Genomic DNA, 18415 nt, shown 5'->3' on the forward strand with positions numbered 1-18415 from the left:
ACGGGCAGGGCATGGTCCGATCGGATGGCACCCGAATCCGGCAGCGCGTTCGTGATGAGATGAATCCGATCAGGAAGATCCACCCCGGCGACGTTCTGGAGCGGGACTCTTCAGAGGGTGAGCTGGCGCAGGTGGGTGATCTCCCGGGCTGTGGTGGCCCCTTCCATGCGGGCCATGGGGTCGGCGTCGGCGAGGGTGCCGAAGGACAGCCGGGTGAGGTCTTCGATGCGCCGGATCGGGACCTGGTAGGTCTTGTAGGCGCCGTAGGAGAACTCTGCGGGGGCGGCTTCCAGGCCGTCGATGAGGTGGTCCTGGCTGAGCAGGTAGCCGGTGGCCGACAGCTCGTCGTCGTGTTTCACCATCGCCACGACTTTCCAGTACTGGCGGGGTAGCTGGACGCCGCGGTAGGGGTCGTCGTCGGCGGCCAGGACCGGGCCGGTGAAGACGCTGGCTTTGAGGTCGCGGGTGTCGGCGTTGTCCAGGATGTAGTCCTCCAGGCCGGCCCAGGTGGTCTGGTTCTGGTTGAAGTCCTTGTGCTGCGGGGTGCAGTTGGTGAAATGGAAGGTGTCGTCGTTGCCGGACTTGGCCGCCGCAAGGCTGGCTCCCCACGCGGGGTCCAGGCGGCGGACCAGGTGGCCGCGGTCCAGGGGGTTGTCGCGGTAGACCTCCTCGCCGGTCTGCTGGCTGTCGGGCAGGCGGGGGTCGAAGATCCAGCGGTCGGGGTCGCGGCGGATGCGCAGGCTGGTCGCGCCGTCGATGTTGACCGCGGTGAAGAAGGCCAGCCGCCGTTGCCGGTTCATCACCACGCTGAAGTGGTGGTAGTTCAGCACGTGCGCCTGCCCGTCGCCGGCGTGCGGGTTGAGTGCCGCGAGCGGGAGGAGATCGGGGTGCAGCGTGGGCAGCGCGACCCGATGCCCGCCCGGCAGGAAGTCCGGGTCATAGCCGCGGCGGCCGGCGTAGTCCGGATCTATCTGGATCGCCTCCGGCGCTGCTGCGGCCGTGCCGGCCGCGGCGAGCGGCCCGGCGAGTTGAAGAGTGACGGGGGCCGTCAGAGTGAGCGTCAGCGGCATCTGCCCGGCGGCCCACTGTCCCATCACTGGCTCGGCCGGTCGGGTGAGCCGGCCGTCGGTCGAAGCGGGCGCAGCAGGGTCGGCGGGTGCGGCTGGTGCGGCGGGCGGGAGGGTGATGCGTTCGGCGAACAACCGGTCGAGCATGGCCTGCTGGTCCGGCGGGAACGGCCGGCCACGCAGGTCGGTCAGCAGGCGGCTGATGCGCACCCCTTCGTTGATGACACCGCCGAACTCGTCGTGATCCGGGGCGGGGACGGCGGCGTGGTGCAAGGCCACGATCTCCCACTGGTCGTTGAAGACCGGCGACCCGGAGGAGCCGGGCTCGGTGTCGGTCTGGTAGTGCACGAACGATTCCAGGATGTCGACGATCCGGTTCTCCCGCAGGGCGACCTGCTTCTTCTCCCCGCCCGGATGCTGGATGATCGTGACGAAGTCGCCGACGATGGCCTTGCCCTCCGAAGCCAGCAGCCGGTTGAACCCGAACCTGGCCAGCTCGCCCGTGGTGGCCTTCACCGCCACCAGCGCGAAGTCCAGCTCTTGGTCAGCGAAGAAGAACCGGCCCGGATCCAGGGAGAAGGCGTGCAGCGGCAGTGGCCTGCCGTCGTTGCCGTCCTGGTAGTCGAACTCGACGCTACTGCGGCCGGCCGTGTCGGCATCGGCGAGCACGTGGTGGTTGGTGAGCAGCAGCTCCCGGCAGACCAGCGATCCGGTGCCGTAACCGGCCAGTCGCCCGCGCGCGTCACGCACGACCACCCGCCCGACCGCTCGCGCCGCCGCCGCCCCGCCTTCCAGGTAGCCGACCGGAAGCAGATCGTTGGTTAGGATGATCCGCTCCAGCACCGCCGCCGCCGCTGTCACGGCCGCCGGGTCCGCAGCAGTGAGCGCTGCGGGATCGATCGGGTGCAGATCACGGTAGCGGTGGCTGAGCCGATCGATGCGGGTGGCCACCCTCACCGGCTCATCGGCCCGGGCGATCCCGCCCGGCTCGGCAAGCAGGGCGACCTGCCGCCGGCGCTGCTCACTCCTGCCGGCCACCCGCGCCGCCGCATCTTCCAGCACCCTGGCGGGCGCTTCTTCAACCGCAACCATGCCCTGCCCCCGTTCCCCGATGCCGGGCCAGCGCGTCGCTTCCCCGGCAGGGGGCGTCATGCCCTGACCGAAGTCAAGGAAGTCCCTCCCCGGGCCCCTGACCTGCATATCCGTTGGAATGCTCACCGGCCGGAGACAACCCGGGGTCTCCAGCCGCGCCCGGTCGGTGGTGCTCGAGCCCGCCGTGTACGCGTGCTGAGTCCGGAACGCGAGGACGGCCTGCGGACGCGGATCGCGCACCGATCAGGATTCCGCGCCGCCCCCGTCTGAACCTATGAGGTCGACTCACAGGGGGCCGGCACGATGCGGAAACTGACCTCCGGTATGAACGTGACCCTGGACGGCTACATCGGCTGGAGTGGAGAGGAGGGGAGGGACCGGACTCATCGCCGAGCGCCGAGCGGTTCCAGTGGTGGACCGAACAGATGCGGGCGAGCGAGCTGACGCTGTACGGGCGCAAGCTGTGGGAGACGATGAGCTCCCAGCCGGTCCTGGTGGGCGGCGGCACGCCGTTCTGCACCGCGCTGGACAGCTGGGTGAACCTGAACCTGGTCGAGATGCGGACGTTTCCCGGCGGCGTGGTGCTGACCCGCTACGAGGCGAGGCGATGAGCACGGGTCACCTGCCCGGCTCGTAAGGTCGGGTCGAACATCTCGGGGCAGGAAGATGCCCCGCCGGCGACGCCGGCGGGGCGGTGGTGTTCAGCTGGCCGGGATGCTCATCCGGCGGTGACTTCGGTGACGCCGGCCCGTGCGCTGGACCCGTCGACGATGCGGACTGGTCTGATCACAGCGTCGCGGGCAGGCTGAGCCATGGTTTGCCGGCGGCGTCGAATCCGGTGAGCTCGGCGATCTTCCCGCCGACGATGTGCAGGACCGCGATGTTGTACAAACGGTGTTCCGGGTCGCCGGGGATGCGGCGGTACAGCGCGGCGGCAGGCATGAGGTTGACCGTCGTGGGGATGCAGCGCCAGTCGTCGTAGCCGCGCTGGAAGAGCCCGCCCGCGACCCAGCCGTCCACCGCGTCCTTGGCCATGACGACCAGGGTGTCCGGCTCGGGCAGCATCGCGAAGCGCAGGTCGTCGCGCAGCAGGGCCGTCAGCCCGTCGAGGTCGTTGCGTTCGTGGGCGTCCATGTACGACTTCACGACGCCGCGCTCGTCGTCCGACAGCTCGTGCGTGGCAGGGGTCCGCCAGTCGAGGCGGCGGTCGGGCAGCTGCTCGCGCATCGTCACGCGCGCCCGCTGCAGTGCGCTGGTCACCGAGGCGACGGTCAGCTCCAGGGCGTCGGCGGCCTTCGACGCCGGCCAGCCGAGGACGTCGCGCAAGATGAACACCGCCCGCTGCCGCGGCGGCAGGTTCTGGACGGCGACGATGAACGCCAGCTCGATCGTCTCCCGCGCCACCACCGATTCCTGCGGGTCCTCCGGGAGCATCCGGTCCGGGTAGGGCTGCAGGTAGAGCACTTCCGTGCCCGCACCCGGCAGCGCGGCGGGCACGGGTGTGCGGTCGTTGCGCTTGTCCAGGAAGTCGAGGCAGGCGTTCGTCGCAATCCGGTACAGCCAGGTCCGCAGCGCGGCGTGGCCCTTGAACGACTCCCGCTTGTTCCACACCCGCAGGAACGTCTCCTGCGTCATGTCCTGGGCGTCCTCGTAGTTCGCGAGCATCCGGTAGCAGTGCACCTGCAGCTCACGCCGGTAGCGCTCGGTGAGGTGCGCGAACTGTGCTGCGTCATTCGAGCGGGCCGCCGCGATGAACGCGGACTCGTCATCGCCCAGCAGTCTGGCGTCGGTCATGGTCGTCAATCCTTCCGCAGGGGGCAAGGGGCTACCAGAACTGACGACGTGGCAGAGGATTTCTGAGCGGTGAAGCCGCTGACACCAGGCCGTTTCGTCGGCAGAGGCGCTCGCCCGCGTCCCCGACAGGACGCGGGCGAGGGCGGCTCAGCCGACGGCCGGGCCCGGTATCGGAGCGTAGCCGCCGAACTTGTGCGGCGGCAGGACTGAGGGACTGGGCTCGATGTTCAGGCCCAGGGACCCGCCGGCGAGGCGGGCCAGCAGGAACCCGGTGCCCGGAGCGTTGGGGCCGGAGCCGAAGGCCGCCGGGTTGCCGGTGACCGTGCCGTCGATCCGTTCGAAGCCGCGGAAGAGCGCGGCCGGGGCGGTCGCCTTGTTGACGTAGAGGGCGTCATCGGCGCCCCGGACGTAGTAGGCGGTGACATTGGCCTGGAAGCTGATGGCGATGTCGCTGGTGACAGTACCGCCGAGAGGCTTCCAGACGTACGGGACGGTGTACAGGTTGAGCGTCCAGAGACCGTGGTCGGCGCCCCGGGCGGCGATGAAGCCGCCGCCGAAGACGGCGTCCTCGGCGACGGCGATGTTGCTGGTCACCTGCAGATCGGCGAGCGGCTCGAAACCGGAGACGCCGCTGGTGCTCACCCTGTTGACGTAGACGCGGTGGTCGGCGCCCCGGATGAACACCCGGATGGTGTCGTTCGGGACGACGAAGGTGCGGGTGGCGGTGATGTCGCTGGTGGCGTGGCCGCCGAGGCTGCTCCAGCCACTCCACGCGCCGCCGTTGAGGTTGTTGGTCCACACGGCGCCGTCGGTGCCGCGAGCGAAGATCCGCACGCTGGTCGGCGGCACGAGGTTGGGGACGATCGCCTCGACGTCGCCGGTGACGGTCAGGCCGGGCACCTGCGAGTAGCCGGTGACGGCGCCGGACGGGGTGATCGTGTTGGTGTACACCTGGTCGTCGGTGCCGCGGACGAAGAAGTGCGTGCCGTCCGAGTTCACCACCACCGACGGATCGCCGACGATCACGCCGCCGAGCGACTGGAAGGCGCCGAAGGCGGAGCCCGAGCGGGGGCTGTACAGCAGCGAGCCGTCGGCGCCGCGCACGGCGACGCCGGTCGCGACGGGGGTGCCGGCGCGGTTGAAGGCCACGGCGGGGGTGCCGAGGTCGGGGAGGTCGGCCGCGTACGGCGGCGGGACGGCGGAGGTGGAGGGGGATGCGGAGGCGGAGGCGGAGGGCGCGAGCGCCAGAACTCCTGCGGCGACGGCCAGGATCACGCTTGCCGTCAGGGTCTTGCGTAACCAGTGAGGCTCGGTCATCGAAGTCCCTTCTTCGGAGAGGTGACCTGGATTCGTTCATGGACGGCGGGTGGATCATCGGCGGCGCGAAAAGATCGGCTGGGGGTCGGGTGCTGCGCGTCCTGACCGGCGTGCTGGCCGGGCTGGGCGCGAGTGGTGCGCTGTTGGTGGGGTTGGTCGCCCTTACGTTCTCCTCCACCGAGGAGGTCGGCTTCGTCGACGGGCCGGCTCCGTACCGGATCCGGATCGAGCGGTCGCTGGCGGGTCTCGGGCCGGACGCGGTGATGTGGCTCAGCGTCCGCAGGGACGCCGGGCTGTTCAGCAGAAAGTGGGATCTGGGCTGCTTCAACGATGACGTGCCCGACGACACCTTCGACTCGGTCACCTGGACGGGGCCGAGTTCGGTTGAGATCCGGGTGGCCGACGGGCGGGCCTTCCCCGTGGCCTTGGACTCTGTCTCGGGCCGGCCCCGGACCACCGTCGCCCTCAATTGTTAACCGCGCCCACCTTGGAACGGGTCATCGGGCGGCGCAGGCCCGGCGCGGCGGAGCCAGCCGGGGTCGAGGACGGCGTCGGGCGCCCGCTCTCATCCGCGCGAGCGGGCGCGCAGCACCAGGTCGTGCAGCGCTGCCTCGACGGTGGCCCGCTCGGGCAGAGCCGAGGAGTCCCGGGCCTCCTCCAGAGCTCGCGTCATCCGTTCCACGTCCGCCTCGAACCCCTCGCCCGGGGTGAGGCCGTCGGGCAGGCGGCCGTGCTCGGCGGCCTGCTTCGCGGCCACGAGTTCGGGCAGGTACGCGGGCCCGTACGCGTACAGACGCGTCAGGTCGGCCTGCAGTTCCCCCGCACGCATGAGATGCGTGCCGGTGGCCAGCACCCGGAAGGTGTAGAGCAGCGGCTTCAACGCCTCGGTCTTCTGGAACAACCGCCACTGCGTACGGGCGAACCCCAGGTAGTGGTGGGCGTGATGCCGGGTCAGGCAGCCGGGTGCCAGCCCGGCCAGTTCCTCGTGCACCGGCGAGGACGCCACCACCAGCGGCGACAGCAACTGCTCCAGGACGTAGCCGTTGCGGCCGAGCAGCAACCGGCAGAACTTGGCGGCGTCGTGGGTGACGAGGTCGACCTCCACGCCCTGGCGGGTCCACATCCGCGACAGCGTCTCGGGCCCGTGCCGCAGCCCCGCGACCTCCTCGACCGGCAGGACGTGTACCCCGCGCAGATCCACGTCCGAGTCCACCGACGGGAACCCGTACAGGTGCGCCCCGCTCACCGTCGCGAACATCATGGGGTACGGCTGTTCGCCGGGGATCTCCGCCAGCCACCCGGACAGTTCCACGAACTTCCTCCTTTTCGCGCGTCGATCAGTGCATTCTCCACCCGTTCCGTGAGCCCGCCGGACGCCCCTGGCCGGGGCGCATGCGCGGCGGGGCGGGGCGGGCAGGACGCGCTGGTCCACAACTGTCCCAGCGGCTTCACCTCCGACACCGTCGTCACCGCCTTCGACAGGATGCGCAACGAGGGCGGCCCCGCCATGCGCCACCTGATCGACGACGGCCTCATCCTGAACGAGGGCAGCGTCGCCGCCGAGCGGCAGGCCCGTACCACGGCAGGTCATCTCGGCCGTGGTGCCGACGGCCGCGAACATGAAGAAGCGGGTCCCGCAGAAGGGGAGACGGCAGAGCGTGAGTGACATCGCCGAGGCGCTGATGTGGGACGGCGTGCGCTGCATGATCAGCGTCTTCGTGGCCCACGCCGGCGACGAGACGCCCTCGGTCGACTTCCGCGCCGGCCGGCCACCTGCGGGTCTGCCTGCTGCGGGCCTGTTCGGTGGAGACGAGCGTGGTGGCCTGGCTGGGGTTCGAGGGGTCGTTCCACTTCGACCATCTGCTGACGGCGGACGGGGCGCATCAGATCTACGGGGTGTGTTCCGGGGGCGGGCCGCCGGAACTCGCCCTGGAGGATGAGGAGCGGCGCGGTGAACGGTGGCGGGAGGCTGCGGCGGCATGCGCGGACGCTCACCTGACGCGCCCGCGCGGGTCGGGATGGTGGTCAAGCCTGGATGCGGGCCACGAGCAGGGCGATGTCGTCCTCGGCCGGTGAGTCGCCCACGATGGAGCCGATCACGGCAGTGCACATCCGCTCAAGCGTCGCCGACCGCGGCGCTGCGTGGGCGAGGGCGTCGCCGAGCCTGGCCATGCCGGCGTCGAGGTCGGACTGGCGCGTCTCGATCAGGCCGTCGGTGTAGAGGGCCAGCGAAGTCCCGGGCGGCAGGTGAAGGTCGTGCGAGTCGAAGGCGCCCATCCCCACGCCGATCGGGGTGCCGGTGGGCAGCGAGGGGAACGTCACGTCGCCGGAAGGGCTGACGATCGCGGGGGGCGGATGCCCGGCCGTGGCCATGGTGCAGCGGCTGGTCCGCGGATCGTAGACCGCGTACAGGCAGGTGGCCGCTGTGGCGTCGAAGCCGCGAGCGTCCTGGGCCATCAGGTGGTCGAGGTGGGTGAGCAACTCCTGCGGAGGCAGGTCCAGATAGGCCAGCGTACGTACGGCGGTGCGCAGCCTGCCCATGGTGGCCGCGGCGTTGATGCCGTGCCCGGTCACGTCGCCGACGACGAGAGCGACGCGGGCGCCTGGCAGGTGGATGACGTCGTACCAGTCGCCTCCCACCCCCTCGTGCGCGTCGGAGGGCAGGTAGCGCGAGGCCACTTCGACGGTGGCGGTGCCGCACAGGTCGTGCGGCAGCAGGTCGCGCTGGAGCGCGAGTGCGGTCAGCCGCTCGCGCGTGTACTGGCGGGCGTTGTCCAGGCTCAGCGCGGCCCGCGTGACCAGTTCCTCGGCCAGGAGCAGGTCGTCCCTGGTGAACGGCACCGGATTGGAGGTGCGCGCGAACGCCGCGACGCCGAGCACGTCCCCACGCGCCTCCAGCGCGATGATGATCAGCGAGTGCATGCCGGTGGCGCGGATGATGCGCGCCCGGCCGGGGTCCAGGTCCAGCCAGGTACCGGGCGAGGTGTCCAGCACGGGCTCGAAGTGCGGCCGCCGTGTGTGCAGGACCTCGGTGAACGGGGACCGCGGCGGCACGAACACGGTCTGCCTGCGCTCCCAGGGCGACTCGGGCACCCCGTCGCGCACCGGGTCGCGCACCGGGTCGCGCACCGGGTCGCGCACCGGGTCGCGCACCGAGGCCATGCCGGCCCGGCGGAAGACGGGGCCACCGCCCTCTGCCGCGGCCGGCCGCTGCAGCGGCGCCGCGCCGGGCAGCATCGCCTCCGACAGATCGACGGTCACGTAGTCGGCGAGGACCGGAACGGCCATCTCCGCCAGTTCCTGGGCGGTGTCCATGACGTCCAGCGTGCTGCCGAGCCGGACGCTGGCCTCGCGCAGGAGATTGAGGTGATCCCGCGCCTGGCTGTTGCTGAAGTCCAGGGCCACGGAGCACACGCCCAGCGGCCGGCCGTCCGCGCCCTCCAGAGGCAGCAGCGAGATGGACAGCGTTCGCTCTTGACTCCCGTGGGACCAGCGGGCCTCGCGGTCGATCGTGGGCCGGCGGTCGGCGAGCGCCTCGCGCATCGCCTCCTGCACCGCCTCGGTGTCGATTCCCTCGATGACCTCGGTCAGGGAGCGGCCGACGCGGTAGTAGGGGTAGCCGTCGCTGAGCTGCTCGGCTGCCTCGTTCAGCCAGACGCACCGCAGGTTCTCGTCCCAGATGGCCATGGCGACGGGGAAGCTGCTGATGAGCGACTCCAGCAGGTCGCCGGTGCCGGTGGACAGGTCGGAGGTGGCCGGGACCGCCGACACCAGCCAGGACTTCTGCCGGTCGCCGCCCAGAGCGAGGGGTACGGCCTCGACGCGCACGACGACCACCTGTCCGTCCCGCCGCCGCACCTGGGTCGTTCCCGTACGGCGCAGGGGCGCGCCGGCCTGGCCGTCAACGCTGTCGCCGTCGCCGTCGTGGCCCTCGGCCGGGAGGAGGGTGGCGATGGGGCGGCCGACGATGCCGGCGGCGGGGTAGCCGGTAAGCTCCTCGGCGGCCTGTGTCCAGCCGATCACCGTGCCCGCGCCGTCGACGACGGCGACCGCTGGAGTCGCCCCTCGGCGGACGCTTCCGGCTGCTTTCATGCCATCAACCCGTCTCCCGTAGCGGGACGCACTCGCTGCCAGGCTTATCAGAATAACCACGCCTACCTGCAGTTATTCGATCGTTGCCCAGGTTTTGTCGGGACTTGTAGGGTCTCCGTCCGGTGCCGGGTTCAGCCGTGCAGGCCCGCGGCGTCGAGCAGGGCGGCGGCCGTGGCCACGGCGAGGCCGTCGAGCCCCCTGGCCTGCACGACCGCCTGCGCGCCGGCCCCGTCGAACGCGACGGTGAGCTGCCGGGCGAGCAGGGCCGGGTCCTTGACGCCCGCGCGCTCGGCCTCCCCGCGGAAGAACGCGGTCAGCGCGTCCTTGCTGCGGCGGGCTACCAGGGCCGCCGGATGGCCGGGCGACTTGACCTCCACCGCCGCCGCCACGAACGGGCACCCCCGGTAATCGGGCATCGTGGCCGACTCCTCCAGGCGTTCGAACACGTGCAGGATGCGCGCGCGGGGCGGCCGGTCGTCGTCGGGGGGCAGCAGGAAGGCCTGGTAGGCGGGCGCGCTGCGTTCGAGGCTCGCCGCCACGACCTCGTCCTTGCTGTCGAAGAGCTGGTACATCGAACGCTTGGACACCCCGGCCCGGCGGCACAGCGCGTCGATGCCCACGCCGACGCCCTCGCGGTAGAAGAGCTCCGCCGCGGCGTCGAGCAGGCGTTCGCGGGTCGAGGCGGGGGCGGCGGGCGGCGCGGGGTTCGTCATGCGCCCAGATTACCGTCCGGTTTGCGCAACGGAAACCGATCGGTTTACAGTCGGCGGAAACCGATCGGTTTCCGAGAAGGGAATGGCTCATGACCAGCATCAAAGGCTCCGTGGCCGTCGTCACAGGTGGCAGCCGCGGCATCGGCAAGGCCCTGGTGGACGCGCTCTACCGGCGCGGCGCCGCCAAGGTGTACGCCACCGCCCGCGACCCGCGCGCCGTCACGCACCCGGACGCCGTCCCGCTGGCGCTGGAGGTCACCGACCCCGCCTCGGTAACGGCGGCGGCCCGGCAGGCCGGGGACGCGACCATCCTGATCAACAACGCCGGCGTGCTCCTGTCGGCCTCGTTCCTCGGTTCCCCCGTCGAGGACGTCCGCCGCGAGTTCGAGGTCAACTTCTTCGGGCCGCTGCTCACCACCCGCGCCTTCGTCCCGATCATCGAGGGCAACGGCGGAGGGCACATCCTCACCATGCACTCGGTGCTCTCCTGGGTCACGCTGCCGACCGTGGAGGCGTACAGCGCGTCCAAGTCCGCCCTCTGGTCGCAGAGCAACGCGCTGCGCCTGGCGCTGCGACCACGCGGCATCAACGTCACGGGGCTGCACGTCGGCTACGTCGACACCGACATGGCCGCCAGCGTCGACGCGCCGAAGACGTCCCCGGGCAGCGTCGCCGAGCAGGCCCTGGACGGCATCGAGGCCGACGCCCCCGAGGTCCTGGCCGACGACCTGTCACGCCAGGTCAAGGCCGGTCTCGCCGCCGATCTTGCCGCCCTGTATCCGCAGCTCGCGACCGCGGGGTGATCGCTTTTGGGTGATGAACGTGGTCTGCCGGCCAGCCGCGGGCCAAGTGTGGTCTGGCGGTTCTGTAGTGCTTCAGCCAGGAGTCGAGGGCCTGGGTGCGTTGCCGGTTGCTGGTGCAGGGCCGGCGGTAGGCCCCTTCGGCGGCCAGGGCGCGATTGAAGCGTCGCTGCTCCCGGGGCAGTGTGGCCGGGTGAATTCCTGGCCGTTCCCACACGCTTCACCCCTTCCCTGGCTCGATGGTCCCGTCCAGGATGTCGGGCATCAGCTCCTTGATGTAGGCCCGGACCGGCGTGGGCCCGCCGGTCGGGCGGAGGTCGTGGTGGAAGAGGCCGCCGACGCCGATCGGCGCGTCCTCGTACTGCGGGACGCCGAGCCGGCTGATGACGCCGCCCGGGCGGGCGACGCCGAGGGCCTGCTCGCAGGCTGCCGACGATCTCGTGGACCACGTGCGTGCCGTGCCCGCCCGTCAGCTCGCGGACCTGGGCAATCCCTTCCAGGCCGCGGGCGGAGACGACGGCGGTGGCGCCGGATTCGCGGCCGAGGCCGGTGCGGGCCTGGTGGCCTCCCGGCAGGATGATCTGCTCGGTGTTCGCACAAGCCCTGAGCTCACCCGTCATGAGGGAGACCCGCAGGTCTCACACGCGGACTTGACCAGGAGGTCTCCGGCCACCTGCCGGGGTGGCCGTCCCGCGTCGCATGGGAACACCACGGCTCACGACCGGCTGCGCCACCACAGGGTGTCAGATGTGCCTCAGACGGGCTGGCCGACCGGCCGGATGGTCAGGGTGTTGAGGTCGACGCCGGCCGGCTGGCCGAGGGCGAAGCAGATGGCCTCGGCGACGGGCCCGGGGGACAGGGCGAAGGGCGGGACGCCGCCTTGCCAGAAGGCGGTGTCGGTCATGCCGGGGTTGACGAGGGTGACGCCGACGCCGCGGCTGGTGGCGTACATCCGCAGGTTCTCGGCCATGCCGGTGACGGCCCACTTGGTGGCGGAGTAGAGGTTGGCGGGGCTGTTCTTCAGGCCCGCGACGCTGCCGATGAGCACCAGCCGCCCGCCCGTGGTCTCGAGGTGGGGCAGGGCGGCGTTGGCCAGCAGGGCGGGGCCGAGGACGTTGGTGAGGACCATGGGCGCCCACAGTTCCGGGTCGCCGTCGGCGATGGTGCGCGGGTGGTCGGCGGGGATGAAGCCGGCGTTGGCCACCGCGGCGTCCAGAGCGCCGAAGTGCGCCACGGTGCGGGTCACGGCGGCTTGGGTGGCCGGCCAGTCGGCGGCGTCGGCGATGATGCCGAGCAGCCGGTCGGGGTGGCCGGTCTCGTCGAGGAAGGACTTGAGCTTGGTCTCGTCGCGGCCGGTGACGGCCACGCGGTGGCCGCGGTCGAGGAGCAACCGTGCGGTGTGGGCGCCGATGCCGCTGGTCGCGCCGGTGATGAGTACGGTCTTGCCGGTCATGGTCATACTCCCGGGGTGTTGGAGGTCCTGTTGGTGCGTCACAGGAGGGCTTCGACGGTGATGGGCGGGCCGATCAGCACGACTAGAGCCGCCGGACAGCGTCCATCTCCGTAGTGCAGGTCGCGTTCTCCCTGCTGATCCCTTAGAAAACCCGCCTGGCCGCGCACGAGGCAGAGCGCGTTTATAGGGGGGACAGGCTCAACCCCTCTACCACCGCCACTTGCGCGAACCCCGCAGTTACCGGGCAGCACCTCCGGCGAGCGGCTCAAGCTCCTGGCCAGCCCGGCAGCCACCCAGCCGGCACAACCCACCAGCCGGCCGCGTTGAAGCGCGCGGCCGGCTCACCGGCGCAGTCAGGCGGGGCACAGCGAGGGTTCCAGTTGTCGTGTCAGGGCCCCGAGGGAGAGCTTCGCAAGTCGTTCGCGTCCGAGTGAACCACTTTGTGCTGCCTGAGCGTGACACCTGAGACCACGCACGAAACTGTCGCCGCCAATACGTCAGTTGCTGACGCTGCCCAGGTCCTTGGAAGAGTTCGCTGTACAGCGGCATGGCCAGGAGTGCCAGCGGGGCGCCGGTGGCCGCGTGCATCTGCTGCAGGAGAGCGGCAACTCCGTTGAGCGACGTACGGCACGGGGGTCGATCCGAGCTGGGTCGACGTAGGACGGGTCGGTGCGGGTGGACATGACGCTCTTCTCCTCGAAGATGGCATCGCTGGTGGAAGGCATCAGGCGCCCGAGGGTCGTCACCGTGGGCCGGCGGAAATCAGGCGGATATTCTGCTAGCGCTCGTCATGCCGGTCCTGCCGGCAGGCCGAGTTCCTTGCGGAGGGTGGGGGCGACCTCGGTGGCCAGCAGTTCGAGGGAGTCGCCCACCATGTGCGCCGGCATGCCGCCGAAGTCGATCTGGTGGCCTGGAATCGTTCCGGGCTGACCAGCCAGCCGCGCCCACCTCGTCGTAGTCGGCAGGGTCGATGCCGAACAGGGTGAAGACGTCCAGTCCGGCCTGGTCGGCGGCGATGGCGTAGGAGACGATCTCGCGGGTGCGCCGGGCGGGGTCGTGCAGCGTGCCGGTGGCCGGGTCGGTCTGCAGATCGGGCAGAGACAGGACCTGCCCCCGCTGCAGCAGGCCCCCGCACCCGCCGCCTTGTACCGCGCCATGGTCCGCGTCACGCGGCCGGCAACCGGCCATGCTGGGGCCAGGGAGCAAGCACCATGGTCTGCGAGCGGCCGTTGCGGCGGCCCTGCAGGTCTTCTTGCACACCGAACGGCGGCGACCCACGATCGCCCGGGCCGTGCCACACCCCATCGGCGCGGCGCTCCGATCACAGGGACTCCGGCGTAGACCTTTCGCGTGACGGGACTGTCATCTTCAAACCCACGCAGCTGTTCGACCAGCATGCGCCGGGTCACCTGAGGGATCTCGCGGCGGAGTTCGCCGAAGCCGAGGATCGCCAGCTTCGCGACGACCGCCTACGCCATCACGATCAAACCCGGGCACCGCGTTCGAAGGAACGCAACGAATCGGTAACACCCTCTTCTCCTCTGTGATGTGACCGATCACACTCGCTACACAGAGCGATGTGACCGATCACATCTGGAGGAAAAGGGTCGATGAAGGGCAAATTAGGTATCTACGTGCTGCTTGTCGCCGGCTTAGCCGGGCTCATGCCGGCCGCGCCCGCCGTCGCCGCACCGTCGCAACTGGTGGTGGACCTCGCGGCCGACACAGGGCCACTGCGCTACGGCGCGACGGGCTTCCTGTACGGCTTGGGCGACGAGGGCATCCCCAACGAGACGATGCTGGCCGCGCTGCGGCCGCAGGTGGCCGCGCAGAAGGCACCCGACGGCTTGCAGCACCCCAACGGAGACGCGCTCAGGATCGCGCCGATGTTCAAGCGCGCGGGCGGCCGCCACGTCGAGATCTACATGCAGGACATCTATCCGAACTGGCCGTACGACAACCTGGGCATCAACGACTACCTCGCCAAGGTCGACACGATGACCAGGAAGGTGGTCGCCGACCCCAACCGCGCCTTCTTCGTCTATGTGCCCTTCAACGAGCCCAACCTGATCTGGTATTCGGGCGACCTGAACCGCTTCCTCACCGACTGGCGCACCGTCTACCGCCGGATCCGCTCCATCGACCCGACCGCGCGCATCGCCGGGCCCAACTTCTCCAACTACCGCTCCGCCGACATGCGCGCCTTCCTCACCTTCGCCCGCGACAACAACGTGCTCCCGGACGTGGTGACCTGGCACGAACTGGGCAACGACTTCTTCACCGACTGGCACAACCACTTCAACGACTACCGCGCGATCGAACGGAGTCTGGGGGTCAGCGCCCGGCCGATCGACATCAACGAGTACGGCCGGCAGAACGGCGACCTGGGCGTCCCGGGCAACCTGATCCAGTACGTCGCCAAGTTCGAGGCCTCCAAGGTCGACGGCTGCCTGGCCTACTGGACGACGGCGGGAGGCCTCAACGATCTGGTGACCCGCAACAACCAGGCCACCGGAGGCTGGTGGCTGTACAAGTGGTACGGCGAGCTGACCGGCAACACGGTCGCCGTCACCCCGCCCTCGGTGAGCGGCTCGCTGCAAGGAGTGGCCGCACTGGACGCGGCCAAGCAGCAGGCCAGGGTGATCTTCGGTGGCAACAACCTTGCGTCCGGTAGCTACGACACCGACGTCGTCATCAGGAACGTCGCGGCGGCGCCGTACCTGGGCACCACGGTCCACGCCACGGTCTGGGGCGTGGACTCCTCCGGCCTGGAGCCGTCCAGCGGGCCCTACCTGGTGCGCGAGGGCGACTTCACCGTCAGCGGCGGGCAGGTCACGATCCCGCTGACCGGCCTCAGGGGCTCCTCCGCCTACCAGGTGATCCTCACGCCGAACACGGACCTGTCGGCCACCGGCCCCGCCTCGCGTTACCAGGCCGAGTACGCCAGGACGGATGGCTCCGCCCGTATCACGCACGGCGGCAACACCGGCTACTCCGGCACCTCCTTCGTCCAGGGGTACGGCGGCAGCACCAGCGCCAGCACGAAGTTCGTGACGACCGTGCCGTCCGACGGCTACTACACCCTCGCCCTGCGCTACTCCGCCGGACCCTACGCGGGCGCTCCGGCCAACCGGTCGATCCGGCTCCGGCTCAACGGCTCCGACCTGACCGACCTCGCGCTCTCGGGCACCACCGACTGGAACACCTGGAACACCGCGACCATCAAGGCGTTCCTGCCTGCCGGCATCAGCCGCCTGGAGGTCAACGCGTTCGCCGCCGACGACCGCGACGCCGTCAACATCGACTATCTCGACGTCGCGCCCACCACGGGCACGATCACGACGTACGAGGCGGAATCGAGCGCCAACACGCTGGCCGGCACCGCCAGGGTGGCGAGCAACTCGGGTGCGTCCGGCGGGCAGCACGTCGGCTTCGTCGGCGCCGGCGCGGGCAACACGCTGCGGTTCAACAACGTCACCGTCCCCGCCGCCGGCCGCTACCGGATGGTCGTCGCCTACGCCAACGCCGAGGTGGTCGGAAACCACCAGTACAACAACAACATCGTCGACCGGATGGCAGAGATCAGCGTCAACGGCGGGGCTCCCCAGCGGGCCTTCTTCCGCAACACGCTGAGCTGGTCCACCTTCCGCACCACGGTGGTCGACGTCCAGCTGGCCGCAGGCGCCAACACCATCAGCTTCGGCAATCCCACCAGCGGTTACGCACCGGACATCGACCTCATCAGGATCGCCGCACCCACCGGCTGACCGGACCCTCTCCCGTAGGACAGGAGCAGGGGTGATCTCGCTCGCATCGAGATCCGCGACGGGCGGACCGGGATGGCCGTCCGGATGGGCGTCCCGGTCCGCCGAGGGCCTCAGCGTGAAGCAGTGTCGCGGCGAGCGGCTGTGGACCCTGCTCCTCGACGGCGACACCGTGGGGGATCCCGTCGCGCGACTCGACGGCCGTCACGGCCGCTGCGCACCGTGCAGGTCGCACCGGACGGTGCAGCCGACCGCCGCGAGCAGGATGCCTAGGTGCCGCTCGGCACGGAGTCCGCTGCCCTGTTGCGGTGGAGTCTGCGCAGCATGAGGGCGACGGTGAGCCGTATCCGGCCGGGCTGCTCGCGCAGGGACCAGCCGAGCAGCCGTTCGGCCTGGGCCATCCGCTCGTGCAGGGTGGAGTGGTGCACCCGCAACGACGCGGCGGCGGTGCGCAGGCTGGCGCCGCCGGCCAGCGTGTCCAGCGTCGTCAGCATCCACGGGGCCGCCGCCGCCGTCCGCTCCACGGCGGCGATGTCGGGGCCCGCCCCGAGCCCGGCGTCCACCGCGGCCGTCAGCATGATCAGGCCGCCGAGATCCTCGGCGCGGACGACCTGCGGGCCCGGATCGGTGGGTGTGCCGTCGGCGGTGAAGCGCGCCGCCGCCCGCGCGGCGTCGACCGTCCGCGGCAGTTCGAGCAGGGGTACGGCGGGACCGACGCCGGCACGCAGGTCGTCCGGCAGCGCTTCCGCCATGGCGGCGGTGACGTGCAGCGAGCCGTCGAATCCGGCGATCACGCGTGCGGGTGCCGACCGGCTCAGGCCCAGCGACTTCGCGGCGTGATAGCGGTCCTCGACCGGCGCTGAGGCGTCCAGCAGCACCTCCACCAGCTCGGTGTCGTGGTGCGGGCGCAGCCGGGCGCGGCTGCGTGTGCGGTCCAGGATCGTGCGGGCCGCCATCGCGGCGCGTTCGAGCACCATCGCCTCGACCGGCCCGGCCGGCCCCGGATGCTCCAGGTAGACGGTGATGTGGGAGTCGACGGTCAGCCGGCACCACTCGGCCGGGGGCGCGGGCCGGGCCTGCTCGGTGCGGGCGCCGTCGGGTGTCACCCGGATCCTGAGGTTGCGGTCGGTGTCGACGAGGACGGCTGGATGCCCGGACAGGACGGCGGCGCCCCTGACCACGTTCTCCAGCCCGGCACGGCGCTCGATGAGCTGGTCGAAGTACGTGATGACGCGCAGCGCGGCCCCGGCGTCCGGGTCCAGCGCCTCCAGGCGGCCGACCAGCTCTCTCATGTCTTCATAGTGGTTCGCGCCGGCTCAGGTCGCCAGCAGGCGGCGCAGCCAGTCCTGCCGGGCACGGGTCAAGGATTGGGAGAGGGCGGCCTGCGGCATCCAGGCGTCGAAGGCGTGGAAACCGCCCGGCCACACGTGCAGCTCGGCGTCGCCGCCGGCCTGCCAGATCCGGTCGGCGTACGCCACGGCCTCGTCGCGGAAGATCTCGGCCGAGCCCACGTCGATGTAGGCGGGCGGCAGCCCGGACAGGTCGGTGGCCCGGGCCGGCGCCGCGTACGGCGAGACGTCCGCGGCGCCGTAGGCCGCGCCCAGCACGGCCCGCCATCCGGTCTCGTTCGAGGTCTGGTCCCAGACGCCGAACCCGCGCATCTGGACGGTGGAGTAGCTGTCGTTGCGGTCGTCCAGCATCGGGTAGCCGAGCAGCTGGCCGTACAGAGCGGGGCCCCCGCGGTCGCGGGCCAGCAGCGCGACCGCCGCCGCCAGGCCGCCACCGGCGCTGACGCCCACGATCACGATGCGCTCGGTGTCGGCGCCGAGCGCATCGGCGTCCCCGGCGATCCAGCTCAACCCGGCGTAGCAGTCCTCCAGCTGGGCGGGGTAGGGATGCTCGGGCGCCAGGCGGTACTCCACGGAGACCACGATCGCGCCGTGCGGCTCGGCGAGGTCCAGCATCGGCGTCATCCCGGACCGGCGGGTGCCGGCGACCATGCCGCCGTCGTGGATGTGGTAGATCACCGGGGCGGGCGCGTCCACGGTCGCCGGCGTGCAGACCAGCACGGTCACCTCCGGGGCGCCGGGCGGGCCGGGCACGACGTGGTCGGCGAAGGTGTAGGCGCCGCCCCGGCGCAGGCCGTCGTCGTCCACCTCGTGGGCGGCGACGTGACCCGTACGCAGGGCGCCGATCAGGTCAGGGGTCAGCGTCACCGGCGCGCCGCCCTGCACGACGGCGAGCCCGGCGGCGAGCTCGGCATCGAAGGGCGGGGGCGGGCCGGTCACCCGCGCGGGAACGCTCCCCGTGTCTGTCATGGTGC

General features: G+C 71.0%; 14 protein-coding genes and 1 pseudogene. 5 read left to right on the forward strand and 10 right to left on the reverse strand.

What is annotated here, in order from left to right:
- Positions 1-110 precede the first annotated feature (110 nt).
- Complete coding sequence (locus HD597_RS20225; RefSeq protein ID WP_253744221.1) at positions 111-2159, reverse strand: DNA/RNA non-specific endonuclease; 2049 nt, start codon at positions 2157-2159, stop codon at positions 111-113.
- Between the two features lie 425 nt (positions 2160-2584).
- Here HD597_RS20225 and HD597_RS20230 point away from each other — a divergent pair, with 425 nt between their 5' ends.
- Complete coding sequence (locus tag HD597_RS20230) at positions 2585-2770, forward strand: dihydrofolate reductase family protein (protein WP_253744222.1); 186 nt, start codon at positions 2585-2587, stop codon at positions 2768-2770.
- A gap of 175 nt (positions 2771-2945) precedes the next feature.
- Here the strand turns inward: HD597_RS20230 and HD597_RS20235 are convergent, their stop codons facing one another.
- Positions 2946-3953 carry an RNA polymerase subunit sigma-70 gene (locus HD597_RS20235; RefSeq protein WP_253744223.1) on the reverse strand — a complete coding sequence of 336 codons (1008 nt, stop codon included), beginning with the start codon at positions 3951-3953 and terminating at the stop codon, positions 2946-2948.
- A 147-nt stretch (positions 3954-4100) separates the two neighbouring features.
- Positions 4101-5270 carry a DUF8189 domain-containing protein gene (locus tag HD597_RS20240; protein ID WP_253744224.1) on the reverse strand — a complete coding sequence of 390 codons (1170 nt, stop codon included), beginning with the start codon at positions 5268-5270 and terminating at the stop codon, positions 4101-4103.
- A gap of 89 nt (positions 5271-5359) precedes the next feature.
- Between HD597_RS20240 and HD597_RS20245 the strand changes: the two genes are divergently transcribed.
- Entirely contained in the window at positions 5360-5746 is a 387-nt protein-coding gene (locus HD597_RS20245; protein ID WP_253744225.1) for a hypothetical protein, read from the forward strand.
- An 89-nt stretch (positions 5747-5835) separates the two neighbouring features.
- On the opposite strand, the gene HD597_RS20250 is transcribed toward HD597_RS20245, so the two are convergent.
- Positions 5836-6582 (reverse strand): nucleotidyltransferase domain-containing protein, encoded by a 747-nt coding sequence (locus HD597_RS20250; RefSeq protein WP_253744226.1) that lies wholly within the window; start codon positions 6580-6582, stop codon positions 5836-5838.
- A 48-nt stretch (positions 6583-6630) separates the two neighbouring features.
- On the opposite strand from HD597_RS20250, the gene HD597_RS20255 reads away from it, so the two are divergent.
- The gene (locus HD597_RS20255) at positions 6631-6936 is read left to right on the forward strand and encodes a hypothetical protein (protein WP_253744227.1); all 306 of its coding nucleotides are present in this window, start codon (positions 6631-6633) and stop codon (positions 6934-6936) included.
- Positions 6937-7295: 359 nt separating this feature from the next.
- On the opposite strand, the gene HD597_RS20260 is transcribed toward HD597_RS20255, so the two are convergent.
- Together HD597_RS20260 and HD597_RS20265 are read right to left on the reverse strand one after the other, a co-directional pair.
- Complete coding sequence (locus HD597_RS20260; RefSeq protein ID WP_253744228.1) at positions 7296-9362, reverse strand: SpoIIE family protein phosphatase; 2067 nt, start codon at positions 9360-9362, stop codon at positions 7296-7298.
- A gap of 131 nt (positions 9363-9493) precedes the next feature.
- A complete protein-coding gene (locus tag HD597_RS20265) occupies positions 9494-10075 on the reverse strand; it encodes a TetR/AcrR family transcriptional regulator (protein ID WP_253744229.1) in 582 nt (193 codons plus the stop codon).
- Positions 10076-10164: 89 nt separating this feature from the next.
- On the opposite strand from HD597_RS20265, the gene HD597_RS20270 reads away from it, so the two are divergent.
- A complete protein-coding gene (locus HD597_RS20270; protein ID WP_253744230.1) occupies positions 10165-10878 on the forward strand; it encodes an SDR family oxidoreductase in 714 nt (237 codons plus the stop codon).
- Positions 10879-11629: 751 nt separating this feature from the next.
- On the opposite strand, the gene HD597_RS20275 is transcribed toward HD597_RS20270, so the two are convergent.
- Positions 11630-12328 (reverse strand): SDR family oxidoreductase, encoded by a 699-nt coding sequence (locus tag HD597_RS20275; RefSeq protein WP_253744231.1) that lies wholly within the window; start codon positions 12326-12328, stop codon positions 11630-11632.
- A gap of 1334 nt (positions 12329-13662) precedes the next feature.
- Positions 13663-13782: pseudogene (locus HD597_RS66810) on the reverse strand (winged helix-turn-helix transcriptional regulator); the annotation flags it as partial.
- A gap of 156 nt (positions 13783-13938) precedes the next feature.
- Here HD597_RS66810 and HD597_RS20280 point away from each other — a divergent pair.
- Positions 13939-16095: a CBM35 domain-containing protein gene (locus tag HD597_RS20280; protein ID WP_253744232.1), complete on the forward strand. Its 2157-nt coding sequence runs from the start codon at positions 13939-13941 to the stop codon at positions 16093-16095.
- A gap of 266 nt (positions 16096-16361) precedes the next feature.
- Here the strand turns inward: HD597_RS20280 and HD597_RS20285 are convergent, their stop codons facing one another.
- Complete coding sequence (locus HD597_RS20285; RefSeq protein ID WP_253744233.1) at positions 16362-17384, reverse strand: helix-turn-helix domain-containing protein; 1023 nt, start codon at positions 17382-17384, stop codon at positions 16362-16364.
- Between the two features lie 24 nt (positions 17385-17408).
- Positions 17409-18410: an alpha/beta hydrolase gene (locus tag HD597_RS20290; protein WP_253744234.1), complete on the reverse strand. Its 1002-nt coding sequence runs from the start codon at positions 18408-18410 to the stop codon at positions 17409-17411.
- Positions 18411-18415 lie beyond the last annotated feature (5 nt).

The sequence above is a fragment of the Nonomuraea thailandensis genome (assembly GCF_024172165.1).
GTDB classification, from domain to species: Bacteria; Actinomycetota; Actinomycetes; order Streptosporangiales; family Streptosporangiaceae; genus Nonomuraea; species Nonomuraea thailandensis.